13 protein-coding genes are annotated in these 13,324 nt (G+C 63.4%); 4 read left to right on the forward strand and 9 right to left on the reverse strand.

Annotated elements, in window-relative coordinates; genetic code table 11:
- Positions 1-94 precede the first annotated feature (94 nt).
- Positions 95-478 carry a PaaI family thioesterase gene (locus FHU31_RS25440; RefSeq protein ID WP_167163471.1) on the reverse strand — a complete coding sequence of 128 codons (384 nt, stop codon included), beginning with the start codon at positions 476-478 and terminating at the stop codon, positions 95-97.
- On the opposite strand from FHU31_RS25440, the gene FHU31_RS25445 reads away from it, so the two are divergent.
- The gene (locus FHU31_RS25445) at positions 446-679 is read left to right on the forward strand and encodes a hypothetical protein (RefSeq protein WP_162291742.1); all 234 of its coding nucleotides are present in this window, start codon (positions 446-448) and stop codon (positions 677-679) included. The genes FHU31_RS25440 and FHU31_RS25445 overlap by 33 nt on opposite strands.
- A gap of 224 nt (positions 680-903) precedes the next feature.
- Here FHU31_RS25445 and FHU31_RS25450 read toward each other — a convergent pair whose 3' ends face one another.
- The 8 genes from FHU31_RS25450 to FHU31_RS25485 all read right to left on the reverse strand — a co-directional run bounded on the left by FHU31_RS25450 (position 904) and on the right by FHU31_RS25485 (position 9,303).
- On the reverse strand, positions 904-1,572 hold the full coding sequence (locus FHU31_RS25450) for a transglutaminase-like domain-containing protein (protein WP_043985051.1): 669 nt from the start codon (positions 1,570-1,572) through the stop codon (positions 904-906).
- A complete protein-coding gene (locus FHU31_RS25455) occupies positions 1,569-2,669 on the reverse strand; it encodes a BtrH N-terminal domain-containing protein (RefSeq protein WP_043985049.1) in 1,101 nt (366 codons plus the stop codon). The genes FHU31_RS25450 and FHU31_RS25455 overlap by 4 nt, the downstream gene beginning before the upstream one ends.
- 271 nt (positions 2,670-2,940) lie before the next feature.
- A complete protein-coding gene (locus FHU31_RS25460) occupies positions 2,941-4,047 on the reverse strand; it encodes an NDMA-dependent alcohol dehydrogenase (protein WP_043985048.1) in 1,107 nt (368 codons plus the stop codon).
- A gap of 46 nt (positions 4,048-4,093) precedes the next feature.
- The gene (locus FHU31_RS25465; RefSeq protein WP_043985047.1) at positions 4,094-5,722 is read right to left on the reverse strand and encodes a fatty acid--CoA ligase; all 1,629 of its coding nucleotides are present in this window, start codon (positions 5,720-5,722) and stop codon (positions 4,094-4,096) included.
- Between the two features lie 36 nt (positions 5,723-5,758).
- Positions 5,759-6,169 carry an SCP2 sterol-binding domain-containing protein gene (locus FHU31_RS25470; protein WP_043985046.1) on the reverse strand — a complete coding sequence of 137 codons (411 nt, stop codon included), beginning with the start codon at positions 6,167-6,169 and terminating at the stop codon, positions 5,759-5,761.
- 199 nt (positions 6,170-6,368) lie between these two features.
- Entirely contained in the window at positions 6,369-7,571 is a 1,203-nt protein-coding gene (locus FHU31_RS25475) for an NAD(P)/FAD-dependent oxidoreductase (RefSeq protein WP_043985045.1), read from the reverse strand.
- On the reverse strand, positions 7,568-8,956 hold the full coding sequence (locus FHU31_RS25480) for a cytochrome P450 (protein ID WP_062655120.1): 1,389 nt from the start codon (positions 8,954-8,956) through the stop codon (positions 7,568-7,570). Before FHU31_RS25480 ends, FHU31_RS25475 begins: the two co-directional genes overlap by 4 nt.
- Before the next feature lie 26 nt (positions 8,957-8,982).
- Positions 8,983-9,303 (reverse strand): 2Fe-2S iron-sulfur cluster-binding protein, encoded by a 321-nt coding sequence (locus FHU31_RS25485; protein WP_043985043.1) that lies wholly within the window; start codon positions 9,301-9,303, stop codon positions 8,983-8,985.
- Between the two features lie 122 nt (positions 9,304-9,425).
- On the opposite strand from FHU31_RS25485, the gene FHU31_RS25490 reads away from it, so the two are divergent.
- From FHU31_RS25490 to FHU31_RS25500, 3 genes are all read left to right on the forward strand, one after another.
- Positions 9,426-10,439, forward strand: coding sequence for a helix-turn-helix domain-containing protein (locus FHU31_RS25490; protein ID WP_041800299.1), 1,014 nt, complete (start codon positions 9,426-9,428; stop codon positions 10,437-10,439).
- A gap of 221 nt (positions 10,440-10,660) precedes the next feature.
- Positions 10,661-12,169 carry a carboxylesterase/lipase family protein gene (locus FHU31_RS25495; protein ID WP_043985041.1) on the forward strand — a complete coding sequence of 503 codons (1,509 nt, stop codon included), beginning with the start codon at positions 10,661-10,663 and terminating at the stop codon, positions 12,167-12,169.
- A 386-nt stretch (positions 12,170-12,555) separates the two neighbouring features.
- Positions 12,556-13,323 (forward strand): enoyl-CoA hydratase/isomerase family protein, encoded by a 768-nt coding sequence (locus FHU31_RS25500; RefSeq protein WP_011895438.1) that lies wholly within the window; start codon positions 12,556-12,558, stop codon positions 13,321-13,323.
- Position 13,324 lies beyond the last annotated feature (1 nt).

Raw genomic sequence — 13,324 nt, forward strand, 5'->3', positions numbered from 1 at the left:
CAGGTACATGAGTGCGTTGATGGTGTTTGCGTCGAGCGGGGTAAGAGACGTGGAACGCGCGCGGCCAGCCGTGCGCCACCTCCAAGGCTGGTGCTCAGCATCTTCCCTCCCTGGGTGACCGCACAATGCAGGGTGTCGAAGTAGCCTTCTGTATGGAACTAGTGAAGTGCGCCATCGTGACGACGACGAATAACCCTGAGGCGGACGCGACTAGCTGACCGGTAGTCTCCTCGCGCAATTCTGTCCGGACTTCGAGTTTCCGGCCGGTCTTGGACACCAGCTCGGCGCTGACCTCGTAGGGGACCCCCAGCAACACCGGCGCGTAGAACTCGGTATCGAACTTGCGGGTGACGGCCATCTCACCGACGACGTACAGCAACATGCCCACCATGTCGTCGAGTACGGTCATGACTGCGCCGCCATGTGCGATACCGGGTGCGCCGCGATGTCTGCCGTCGAAGATATGCCTGGCACCCACCCCGTCGCCATGCCGACGCGCTCGCAGGCGATGACCGTGCGGATTGTCTGTGCCGCAACCAAGGCACCACGGGTGGTGCGCATCAAGGTAGTCGCCGTCGGCGGCGACAGCACGATTCTGAAAGCTATGCCACCATGCGATGGCCGAATCTTCTTCCGCTTGCTCTTCGATGACGAAACCCTCCTAAATAGACCCTCGTAGCGCGTGGTTCACCACACGACTGAAGAATTGCGCCGGCGTCGACTGGGCTGATCGCCGGTAGATATGTATGTAGGACTCGTTAGCCCGCCGAGATCATCGCTGCGACACACCTTCCGATTAGGACACTGTCGGCTATCTGGTCCTGCCCGTAATCCCTTGGACTGCAGTGTATTCATAGCCGGCCAGATCGCGTCACAATGAACTGGCACACAGTCCGCAGCGCCTCACAACTCCTGGGAGAAGGCGTCACGCTGGGCTCCAGCGCCAGCCATGAGCGGGCCGTACCGGTGATGCAACTCTGTAACGATGTCGGTGAAGGGGAGATCGTGGTACCAACCGCGGTCGTTGAGGTACTCCATGTGTTGGCTTCCCCCACCGTCGTAGGCATGGAGGAGCGCATCGGTGTGGCCGTCGAAGTCGATCGGAGGTACACCGAATCGCGCGCAGAGCTCGGCATTGAACGCCGGAGTGGCCTTCACCCAGCGGTTGTTGAGTTGTAATTCGCTATATCCGTGGTAGACGAACACGTCGGTACCTCCCATCCGGGCACGCAATGTGGTGGTCTGCAGATGGTTGCGCACGTCCGCGAATCCGAGCCGGGCCGGAATGCCCGCCGCACGAGCTGCCGCGGTCAGCAGCACCGCCTTCGGTATGCAATACGCCCTCGACGCTGTCGCTACATAGCTCGCCCGATAATGCTCGGGATCGTCGTCGGTGCTATAGGGATCGTACCAAATCCTGTCCCGCACAGCGGTGAAGATCAACCTCGCCTTCTGCACAGGGTCACGAACGTCACCGACCGCGTCCTCGGTGAAGCGCTGTACATCGTCGTGCTGCCAATCGAGGAACCCAGTTGTCTCCAGGAAACTCGATTCGTTTGAAGTGTCGCTCACAGATAGCCTTTCAGATAAGCCTCGAGGCCGGTATCGACAGTGCCAACGGATCGACTGGCCGTTTCGAGGGCTTCGACGAGGCGTGTTTCGGAGTCCGGGATCGTCGCGGCGATTTTGGCCGCAGCGAGACTACGACTCCGTAGCGATGTGCCGGCATCGGTGGCTGCGGCCGCAAGCTCAGACCACGCTTGGGAAGCGTGTCGGGCCGCGGCCGCCGCTTCGGCTGCGGCGGCGTCCCCGAGGAGATCGGCGATATTCTGGCAACCTTGTGCTTGCAGCATACGAAAGAGCCCGCCACCGGTTCCGGCTTTCTCGATGAACGCCCCGAGCCCGAACAATGCCGCGGTCAGGGCGTCGTCATCAAACACCGTTGGCCAATGCCGTACGTCATCGGCGAACTCCTGCACACCCTTCAAACCGGAAGCCTCGACTTCAGCTGCCTCGATGCGCAGTAGCGGCGCACCTACGGCACCGCCGCGCATGAAAGCTGCGCTCGCGGCTAATGCAGTGGCGGCAATCGGCCCAAGGTCGGGCACTCGCTCCGGCCAGTCGACGTGATATGTGGTGTGCCGGGTCGGTGTAGGGAACCCTACCGAGGACCGCGCCCGGCGCAGGTCATCATAAGCCACCGTTTGGGTGGTCTCGCGGTCATTATCGACCACATAGGCAACCCCTTGTTCGTCATCATATCCGGTGATGACGATGTCGTGACGGCTCATGTGCAATCGGACGCGCAGGTAAGGAAGTTCGCCGATGTCAGCCCAGACCATGACGGGTCGGCCCTTGTCGACTTCGTCGGTAACAAATGACCATCCCACGTCTGCGTCATCGGTCGATCGCACGACGCAGTTTGCACCAACTCGGGAGAGGTAGTCTTTTTCCAGGTCGCTTCCTCGTCCTACCAGGTAGATCTGGGGAAACAATTGCGTAGAGCGGACGTACGAGAAGTCCAAGGCTCCGCCGAGGGTGAAGACCAATCCTTCACTGAGTGTTTCTGTCCCCCATCCTAGTTGTGCCCATTCAGTAAGGTCACGCAGCGCACCGGAACCACAGTGCCCTCCTCTCCTATGGAGATAGGGAATTTCAATCCTCGCCATCGCCGCTTCCTCTCTTATCCAATAGCACTGTTAACACTCATCGAAAGCTACATACCATCAAGGCGTCCCGGCTGGCGGTAGGTGCCAGAACTGTTCGACCGCAGCCAATCTCACCCGCGCAGCTCGAGCGCCTATGACTATGGGAAACATTGCTTTCGATCGCTATCCCGCATCGAAGCGTCAACGGTGAGAGCCCCTGACCCGCAGCATCGCCATCGTTGTACTGAGCTCGCTTGGTGCCGTTTTGCGCTTCCCTGCTTTGGGTGCTCTGTCAGAATCGGATGAGTCCTCGGATGTTGCGGCCTGACCGCATGTCGTCGTAGCCCTCGTTGATCTGATCGAGGGTGTACTCACGGGTGATCAGCTCGTCGAGTTTGAGGTGTCCGGAGTTGTAGAGTTCGACGAGCCGCGGGATGTCGTGGGCGGCGTTGGACGAGCCGTAGAGGGCGCCGCGGATCTGCTTTTCATACAGCGTTAATTCCAGCAGTGAACCCGACATCGATGTGTCTTCGGGGTGCCCGATCGCGGTAACGACCACACGACCGCGTTTACCGACCAAGGACAGCGCCTCACCGATGTAGGACCCTTCGGCGACATCGGTGGTCAACACGCAGACATCGGCGAGTTTGCCGCGGGTGATGTCACTGATCAGTGACCAGGCCTCGTCGACCGTGCCAACGGCATGCGTCGCACCGAAACCACCGGCTTGTTCACGCTTGAACGCCACCGGATCGACAGCCACGATGTTCAACGCGCCCGCGATGCGGGCACCCTGAATCGCATTCATACCGATGCCACCGGCTCCGATCACCACCACGGTGTCCCCGGCACGCACCTCACCGGTGCGCACCGCCGACCCGTACCCGGTCGTCACACCACACCCGATCAACGCCGCCTTGTCCAGCGGTGTCCCCTGGTCGATTTTGACCAGAGACGCCTTGGGGACCACGGTGTATTCCGAGAACGTGCCCAGCAGGCACATCTGGCCGACGTCCTCACCGCGGGCATGGAAACGGTACGTCCCGTCGATCTGGGGTCCCATCATGAGCGCCGCACCCAAGTCGCACATGTTGCCCATCCCCCGCGCGCAATAGGAACAGTGCCCACACGACGGCAGGAACGTCAGGATCACCGAATCGCCCTCGGCGACGTTCTCGACACCCGCACCCACTTCGACCACGGTGCCGGCACCCTCGTGGCCACCGACGACGGGCAGCGGAATGGGCAGGTCACCGGTCACGAGGTGCTCATCTGAATGGCACAACCCGGTCGCGGTCAACCGGACCAGCACCTCATCGGGGCCGGGCGGATCCAACTCGACCTCCTCGACCTCCCACTTCTCTCCCAGGCCCCAGAGCACTGCAGCGCGTGTCTTCATATGTGTCTCCTTAACATCGATGTTTCGGTCGCAGTGGATTGATGATTCACGCCAGTGTCTCGACGGTGAGATCACCGTCGGCGTACTGGCGGCGCAGCTTCTTCTTGTCGAACTTGCCGGTCGAGGTCAGCGGAATGTCGGTGACGAACGCCCACCGTTCCGGTAGCCACCACTTGGCCACCCGCGGACGGAGGAACTCGGTCAATTCCGCGGCGGTGGCGGTGCGGTCGGCAGCCAGGACGACCACCGCCAGCGGTCGTTCCTGCCACTTGTCATCGGGAACCCCGATCACGGTGGCGGTGCGCACCGCAGGGTGAGCGGCCAAATCGTTCTCCAGCTCCACCGAGGAGATCCATTCGCCCCCGGACTTGATGACGTCCTTGGAACGGTCGGTCAGCGTGATGAACGCATCCGGGCTGATCGTCCCGACGTCTCCGGTGCGCAACCACCCGTCCGGCGACACCGCCGAAGTGTCATGCTCGTAATACGACCCGGTGATCCACGGGCCGCGGATCTGAATCTCCCCCACCGACTTTCCGTCCCAGGGCTGCTCGGCGCCGGCGTCGTCGACGATGCGGGCTTGCACACCGGCCACCACTCGGCCCTGGGTTCCGCGCAGGTAAAGGGACCTCTCCGGGGTGTCGCTGTTCCGCGGCAATGCGACCGCGGCCAGCGGGGACGTCTCGGTCATCCCCCAGGCCTGCACAATGCGGACGCCCAGCTCGTCATAGGCGGTCATCAACGACCGCGGAACCGCCGAACCACCGCAGGCCACCATCTTCAGCGAACTCACGTCGTGGCCGGGATTGTCGCGAAGATAGTGCAGAACGTCGGTCCAGATCGTCGGCACAGCGCCCGCCATCGTCGGGCGCGCGGCCTCGATCATCTCCACCAAGGGCGCCGCCTGCAGGAAACGGTCGGGCAGCAGAAGCTGCGCGCCCGCCATCATCGCCGCGTACGGGAGCCCCCACGCGTTGGCGTGGAACATCGGAACGATCGCCAACACCGTGTCGTCAGGACCGATGCCCAAGGCATTCGTGGTGCACGCCGCCTGAGAGTGCAACCACGTCGAACGATGACTGTAGACAACGCCCTTCGGGTGCCCGGTGGTACCGCTGGTGTAGCACATCGCGGCGGCCGACTGCTCGTCGACGTCGGGCCAGTCGAACGTGCTCGGCTGGTCGGCCACCACGTCGTCGTACCGAAGGACGTCCTTGCCGCACCCCTGGACCGCGGCGAGGTCACCCGTGCCGGTCACCAGCACCGTGCGGACCGAGGTCATCGACGGCAACGCCGTCGCCAACAGGCCCAGCACCGTACCGTCGACGATGATCACCCGATCATCGGCGTGATTGGCGATCCACGTCAGCTGGTCCGGCGGCAGCCGCAGGTTCAACGTGTGCAGCACCGCGCCCATCGACGGCACCGCCGCGTAGGCATCCAGATGCTCCTGGTTGCTCCACTGCAGCGTCGCGACACGCTCGTCTCCACGAATGCCGATCTCGCGCAACGCATTCGCCAGCCGTGCCGCGCGCTCCCCCACCTCGCGGTAGGACACCCGAGAGATCTGTCCGGGCCCTCGCGCCGTCAGCACATCGCGATCGCCGTGGATCGTCGAGGCGTGGCGCACGATCCCGGCCACCGTCAACGGAACATCCTGCATGGTGCTCTTCATCGCACGCCCGTCCTGCAGCCCGCGGTGAAGCGTCGTTCACGCATCGATGAGGTCCTGCCGATTCTCGTTCTGCAACAGCAACCGGTACTCCGGGAACAGGTTCTTGGCCTGCGGGATCATTTTGATCAGCTTCGCCGCCGGGCCCTTTGCGCGCACCGTTCCCCTGGCCATCGCCATCGTCAGGTTCACCTTGCCCAACCAGAACTTGTTCCCGGTGTCTGCCGACATGAACAGCTCGACATTGGGCACCGCGGTGCTGTCCGCACCCGTCTCCACCACCTTGTTCGCCATGTCCACTGTCACCACTGCGTCCGGATCGGTGTAGTGCACCCGCAACACCACACCCGAACTCACGAGCTTATCGGCCAGCCCTTCCTTCTCCAGGCCCCGCCGAAAGATTCCAGCCAGAAAGGTATAGACCTCGTCCTCATCCTTGAAAACCGCCATCGTCAACCTCCACCAATCTCGTTGTCAGCATTAAAATATCGCGAGCATCGACTCCATCACGATGCCCTCACTGGATAGTAAACCGTCACACCGCTTCGCAAACCCCACTCGGTCCTCATGCCGGACGCCGCCCAGAACGCGGGCGTACGACCGGGGTCCGCACGAGGCGGGGCGGCCGCGCAGCGGCGGGGTCTTCGCCTCAGGCCGAGCCGGCGAGCACCAGTTCGGCCCGGTCGACGGGGACCTGCTGCGTGATGACCCGCTTGCTGAACATGAAGTCGCGGGGGCGGTTGACGCAGTCGGCGGCGATGAGCTCGCCGGCGCGCAGGTAGAAGCAGGTGAAGTCGCGGTCCCGGGTCGGGTCGCCGCTGAGGACGACCTCGTCGTAGCCGGTGTTAAGACCGGCGATCTGGAGCTTGAGGTCGTATTGATCTGACCAGAACCAGGGCAGCGCCGCTATCGTCTTGGACTTCCCGCAGATGGTCGCCGCGGCGACTTTGGCCTGCTCGGCCGCGCTGGGCACGGACTCCAGGCGTATGCGGCGCCCGTAACGGGCCATGTCGTGGCTGACGCAGTCCCCGGCGGCCACGATCGCGGGGTCGCTGGTCCGGGCCTGGTCGTCGATCACGACGCCGTTGTCGACGACCAAGCCCGCGGCGGCGGCGAGCTCAGTGTTCGGCTCGACGCCGATGCCGACGATGACGAGGTCGGCGGGAATCGATTCACCACCGGCCAGGACTACTTCGCGGACCCTGCCGTCGCCGGACAGAGCCTCGACCAGCGCACCCGTCCGGATGTTGACGCCCTCCTCCCGGTGGATCCGGTCGAAGAACGCCGATACCTCCGGGGCGGTGACCCGTTCGAGGACACGCTCGGTCGCCTCGAGCACGGTGACCTCCAGGCCCAACGCACGCAACGAGGCGGCCGTCTCCAGTCCGATGTAGCCGCCGCCGACGATCACGGCTCGACGCCCCGGTCTGGTGGCGTCTCGGATCTTCTCGACGTCCGCCGCGGTGCGTAGGTAGAAGACTCCGGCCAGGTCGGCTCCCGGGGTGGGGAGCCGACGAGGGCGGGCGCCCGTGCACAGCGCGAGCCTGTCGTAGGGCAGCGACTCGCCGGTGCTCAGCGAGAGGTGGCCCGCCGCACGGTCGACCGCCTCCACCGTCGCATCCAGGAGTTGGATTCGCTGCTTGGTGTAGAACTCGGCGCTGCGGATCGCGAGCTCCTCGAGGGTGCACTTGCCGGCCAGGTATGCCTTCGACAGCGGAGGGCGTTGGTAGGGCAGCGCCGACTCGTCGCCGACGAGGACGATCTCACCGGTCCACCCTTCCTGGCGCAGACTGGCCGAGAGTTGGGCCCCGGCATGGCTGGCCCCGACGATGAGCGCCCGCTCCAATGTCATGCGTCGGATTTCGGGGTGAGGCGGACCATCAGCTTGCTGATACCCCTCACGAAGTTGGACTGCACGTACTCGGGTTCGCCGACGACCTCGATGTTCTCGAAGCGAGGAAGCAGCTCCTCCCAGAGAATCCGCAGCTGCAGCTCGGCCAGCCGGTTGCCCATGCAACGGTGGACACCGAAGCCGAAGGAGATGTGGTTGCGGGCGTTGGCCCGGTCGATGATGAAGTCGTCGGGCTGATCGAATACGCGCTCGTCGCGGTTGCCCGAGGCGTACCACATCACCACCTTGTCGCCCTTGCGAATGAACTGCCCGTTGAGCATGGTGTCGGCCGTGGCGATCCGGCGCATATAGGCCAGCGGCGTCTGCCACCGAATGATCTCCGAGTTCATGTTGGGGATCAGGTCGGGGTTGGCCTTCAGCTTCTCGAACTGGTCCGGGTACCGGTTCAACGCGAGAACACCGCCGCTCATCGAGTTCCGGGTGGTGTCGTTGCCTCCGACGATCAGCAGCACGAGGTTGCCCAAGAACTCCATCGGTCGTTTGATCAGATCCTTGGTGCTCTCGTTGCTCTGCAACATGGTGATCAGATCGAAGCCGGGTTCCTCCCCGGCAGCGGTCCGGGCCGCCTTGTCGTGCCAGTGCTCGCTGAGACCCCGCGCCATATCGCGCATGCCTGCGAACGTCTCGTCAAGGTCCGAGGGACCGCCATTGGCCTGCTCCATCGAGGTTGCCAGATCTGACCACTCGACGAGCTTGCGACGCTGCTCGTACGGGAAGTCCAGGAGGGTCGCAAGCATCCGAGCGGTCAGCTCGATCGAGACATTCTGCACCCAGTCGAACGGCTGATCCAGGGGCAGATCGTCCAGCACCTCCTGGACGCGCGAGCGGATCAGCCCCTCCATCTCACGCAGGTTCTTGGGCGCGACCACCCCTTGGACGGCGGCCCGCTGCCTGTCGTGGCGTGGCGGATCCATCGCGATGAACATCGCGACATCCAGGAAACGAGGGGGGGACCCGATGACGATGAACGGCTCGGAGGAGAAGACCTCATGGTTCTTCTCGACGGTCACGATGTCGGCATGCCGCGTGACCGACCAGAACGGACCGAACGGACTGTTGGGCTGGTAGTGGACCGGAGCTTCGTTGCGCAGGCGCTCGTAGTACGACTGCCAGAGCCCCTGACGATAGAGGAAAGGGTTGCTGAGGTCGATGTCGGCGAGTTCGACGTCCTCGACCGGCGGGAGGGGGCTCTCGACGAAGATCTTCTTGCCGTTCGTTCCGGTCACCAAACGCCGGGTCTTGTCATACAGGTGTGCACCTTGAATCTGCAGGTCGATCGGGATGGTCGCCTGAACTTTCTCGGTGATTGCTTCAGAAACCTTCATTACGTCTTATTCCTTTTCGCTCGTCATTACATCTGGAACTCGGGCAGTTGGACGATCAAGCCGTCCCACTCCTCGGAGACCGGCATCTGACAGGACAGCCGGGAGGTCGGGTGACGCTCCGGGTTCATCGCGAGCATCTCTTCTTCAGCGGGGCCGGAGAGGCCGACCTTGTCGGTCCATTGCGGATCGACGATCACATGGCAGGTGCCGCACGCGGCTTCGCCTCCGCAGTCGCCGTCGATGCCGGGTACCGCATTGTTGGTCGCGACCTGCATCAGTGACTGGCCTTCATCGAGAGGCACCTGGTGCTTGTCGCCGTCGTGGGAGACAAAAGTGACAACGGCCATTACCGACTCCTCTTAAGTTGCCCTGAATGTGAATACTTGTTAACAGGATTGTCCAATCCGAGCGCTTCCGCTATGTTTGCGCGGATCAGGAACTTGTGGATTGGGCTCAGGGGGCACGATCGGTGAAGTTCAGCAACGCCGGTGTGCCTCCGGTCGCGTTCGTGCAAATGCTGGAGAGCCAGGCACTCGACCCGGACGCCGTCGCGCGGCTTCGCACCATCATGGCGCGCGAGGGAACCGACGAGGCGACGCTGATGCAGCACGATGTCCAGGCGCCACTGCGGTGGTTTCGCGATCTGTACCCCGATCTAGACGTCGACCGGGCAACCCTGCTCGGCTTCTCGTTTGCAGGACAGGCACAGTTGACATCTTTCGGCCCGTTGAGCGTCCCGCTGGTCAGCGCAGGCTCGGTAGCCGAGATCGTCGAGCTGCTCACCTATCTACCGTTGATCACCACGGCGATCAATGCACAATTCCGTCCAAACGACCAAGGTCTCACCGTCGGGCTCTGGGGGCACACAGGCGATCGGGCCCTGGACTGCTTAGCAGTCACATATACCGGCTCGGCGTTGTTACGACTGCTGGACATGCTCGTCAGTGACGCGCTGACCGTCACGCTCCACTTGAGTTGGTCAGCGCCGGTCTCCCTGAACAAACTCGCGGCAGAGATGGTACTAGCCGGGCGCCTGTTCTTTGACGCACCGATGTCCTACCTTCATGTTCCCGTCAACGCGCTCAATGAAGTGTGCCGGTTCTCCGATCCCCTTGCGTATCGACTCGCCGTCGCCGAGCTGAGGCGGACCCTCGACGAGCAGAGCGGAGCCACGTCCTTCTCCAAGAAGGTGAGACGGTTGTTGGACGAGGATCCCGGACAGCGAAGTTGCCAGCGGGTCGCAGACGAACTCTCGGTATCCACCAGCACACTCAAACGCCGGCTCGCCGAAGAGGGCACCACCTTTCGCGAGTTGCGCCAGTCGTGTCTGCGGGAGAGCGCGATGATGCTGTTAATCACCCGATCAATGTCGGCAAGCCAGATCGCGACCGAGCTCGGATACGGCGATCTTGCTAACTTCTCACACGCCTTCAAGCGATGGACCGGCCGCTCTCCGAGCGAGTACCGACGCTCACAACGCTGAGGATGTCCCCGCACGCCCGGAGATAGCCGGTCATGGGTAGCTTCTTCTTCTGAAAAGATGTAACCGGTGCTTAAGAATCAGCCACGACGTCACCGAACGGCCGTGGAGGCCGCTGACCGAAGTCGAGTGAGTCATCAGTAGCAGGCCAAACCGTGCCCGACACGGCGACTGAACGGCAGAGCCGGGCGCTGGTGTGAATAGTCATTCGCTATTGTCGATACATGCCAGCGAAGACAGTCCGCACCGAACTCACCTCGGGCGCCATCGAAGGATTCACGCGGGACGGCGTCAATCGCTGGCGTTCCATTCCCTACGCCAAGCCACCAGTCGGCGCGCTGCGGTTCAAGGCTCCCCAGCCGGTCGAAGCGTGGGACGGCGTCCGACCCTGCCACCGATTCCGCTACTGCGCTCCACAGCCCCGCCGATACACCATCGTCGGTCCGGGCAAGTTCCAGCCCATGAGCGAGGACTGCCTCACCCTCAATGTCGTTGCACCCGACGGCGGCTCGGACCGACCTCTGCCCGTGATGTTCTTCATTCACGGCGGGGCGTACTTCCTGGGCAGTTCCGCGACACCGATCTATGATGGCGCGTCGCTTGCCCGCAGCGGTTGCGTGTACGTATCGACAAACTACCGCCTCGGCGCGCTAGGGGCTGTCGACCTGTCGTCGCTGTCCACCGCAGACATCCATATTGACGACAACCTCTACTTGCGTGACCTCGTGTCGGCGCTCAGGTGGGTACGCGAGAACATCGCGGCATTCGGCGGCGATCCCGATAACGTGACGATCTTCGGAGAGAGCGCGGGCGCGCACGCCGTTACCACTTTGCTGGCCGTGCCAGCGGCTAAAGGGCTTTTCGCACAGGCTATCTCACAAAGTCCGGCCGGCGCGCTATCCCGCTCCCAGGAGCTGGCCGCGGAGTTCGCCGCCAAGTTCGCATCCATTCTCTGCGCCGACGAGCGGGAGCCCGCCCGCCTCCTGTTGGCGGCGCGTCCGGCTCAACTGGTGAATGCATTCGATCGCTTGCTCACCACGAGTGCATCGGACCTTGCTGGCGGTTACCCGGTGGGATGCACATTCGGAACCGACTATCTACCGTCCGAGCCCATTCAAGCGATGCGCGACGGCAAGGCGTACCGTGTGCCGCTGATCGTCGGTACGAACGCCGACGAGGGCCGGTTGTTCACTCGCTTCCTCAAACTCCTCCCGACGAACGAAGCCAAGATCGAAGCGTTACTAGCGGGAGCGGAACCCACCTGTCGCGAGCGAATTACTGCTGCCTATCCCGAATATCCGGCCCCCGATGCCTGTATCCGACTGGGGGCCGACTTCACATTCGGATCGACACTGTGGCAGCTCGCGGATTCCCACAGTCGGCACGCCCCCACATATCTGTACCGCTATGACTTCGCCCCGCGAACTCTGCAATGGGCCGGGCTGGGTGCCACCCATGCGACGGAGCTTCTTGCGGTGTTCGACGCCTACCGCACGCCGCTCGGTCGGCTACTCAGCGCCGGAGCCGATCGCCGCTCGGCCCTACGCGTGAGCGACGACATGCAAGGGCGCTGGGATGCTTTCGCACGCACCGGAGTTCCAGGAGACGGCTGGCCGCGCTACACCAGCGACGCCCGTCCGGTCCTCGTCTTCGATCGCGCTTCGCGAGTGGACAACGACCCCCACGCCGACCGCCGGAAAGCATGGGAAGGTTTTCAAGTCCTCGGACGCTGACGAGCGGTTCCCCGCGGCGACGCATGCGTTCACAGCATTTGGCACCGATTGTTTCTGGGAGCCAAGGGTGAAACGGTGGCAAGGAGCACCTCCGGCGTGCCAATCCCAAAAGGCCGAAGAGGGCCACATTCTTGCCGAGGACTTGACGTACGAATGCAACCCCGTGTTGCGGCCTTGGGATCCGATCTCGTCAATCGCTCGAACCGAATGCGGCCGACGAGGTGGCGAACCCAACATTTACGGAGCTGGCCACGCCGGTCGGGTTGCGCCGCCGGACGCAACGCGTTCGCTCACCAACTGGTCCTCGCGACATTCTGCCGGGTAACGTACTGCGAGTGAACGAGCCCTCACATCGGGAGGGCGGGTGCCGATCAGGACGGGGATTGATGAGCGAGGAAGCGATCACCTACGAGGTCGTCGACGGGGTGGCCTGGTTGACGATCAATCGCCCCGAGGCACGGAACGCGCTCAACGGGGCGGTCCGGCAGGGACTGTTCCACAGCGTTCACCGCTTCAACGCCGACGACTCCGCCAAGGTTCTGGTGCTGACCGGGGCAGGCGATAAGGCGTTCTGCGCCGGAGGGGACCTTAAAGAGATGGCGGAGACGGCGCTCACGGTTCCGCCGCCAGACTTCGCGCCGCAATTCGGGCGCAACATCCAGGTCGCCAAGCCGACCATCGCCGCGGTGAACGGCGTCGCCTTCGCCGGCGGATTCCTACTGGCCCAGCAGTGCGACCTCGTCATCGCAGCCGAGCACGCCAGGTTCGCGGTCAGCGAGGTCAAGGTAGGCCGCGGCTCGCCATGGGCTGTCCCGCTGTCGTGGCTGCTGCCGCCGCGGATTGCGCTGCAGATTTTGATGACCGGCGACCCGATCACTGCCGAGCGCGCCCGCGAGGTAGGCATGGTGAACGAGGTCGTGCCCGCAGCGGAGCTGCGGGTACGAGTTCAGGAGATCGCCCTGCGGATCGCTTCCAACGCACCGCTGTCCGTACTCGCGGCAAAAAAGACCGTATACCTCTCCGCAGCGCACCACCTGACGGAGGCCTACGCCCACGCCGACCAGATATGGGAGCCGGTGTACCTCAGCGCCGACGCGCTAGAGGGTCCCGCCGCGTTCCGCGAGAAGCGCACACCGGTTTGGAAGGGACGTTAGA

This window comes from Mycolicibacterium fluoranthenivorans, assembly GCF_011758805.1.
Classification (GTDB): Bacteria; Actinomycetota; Actinomycetes; order Mycobacteriales; family Mycobacteriaceae; genus Mycobacterium; species Mycobacterium fluoranthenivorans.

Excerpts from the sequence above, each read along its gene's own strand:
- FHU31_RS25445 (WP_162291742.1), top strand. The coding sequence starts at position 446 with ATGTCTGCCGTCGAAGATATGCCTGGCACCCACCCCGTCGCCATGCCG.
- FHU31_RS25455 (WP_043985049.1), bottom strand. The coding sequence starts at position 2,669 with ATGGCGAGGATTGAAATTCCCTATCTCCATAGGAGAGGAGGGCACTGT.
- FHU31_RS25460 (WP_043985048.1), bottom strand. The coding sequence starts at position 4,047 with ATGAAGACACGCGCTGCAGTGCTCTGGGGCCTGGGAGAGAAGTGGGAG.
- FHU31_RS25465 (WP_043985047.1), bottom strand. The coding sequence starts at position 5,722 with ATGAAGAGCACCATGCAGGATGTTCCGTTGACGGTGGCCGGGATCGTG.
- FHU31_RS25470 (WP_043985046.1), bottom strand. The coding sequence starts at position 6,169 with ATGGCGGTTTTCAAGGATGAGGACGAGGTCTATACCTTTCTGGCTGGA.
- FHU31_RS25475 (WP_043985045.1), bottom strand. The coding sequence starts at position 7,571 with ATGACATTGGAGCGGGCGCTCATCGTCGGGGCCAGCCATGCCGGGGCC.
- FHU31_RS25480 (WP_062655120.1), bottom strand. The coding sequence starts at position 8,956 with ATGAAGGTTTCTGAAGCAATCACCGAGAAAGTTCAGGCGACCATCCCG.
- FHU31_RS25485 (WP_043985043.1), bottom strand. The coding sequence starts at position 9,303 with ATGGCCGTTGTCACTTTTGTCTCCCACGACGGCGACAAGCACCAGGTG.
- FHU31_RS25495 (WP_043985041.1), top strand. The coding sequence starts at position 10,661 with ATGCCAGCGAAGACAGTCCGCACCGAACTCACCTCGGGCGCCATCGAA.
- FHU31_RS25500 (WP_011895438.1), top strand. The coding sequence starts at position 12,556 with ATGAGCGAGGAAGCGATCACCTACGAGGTCGTCGACGGGGTGGCCTGG.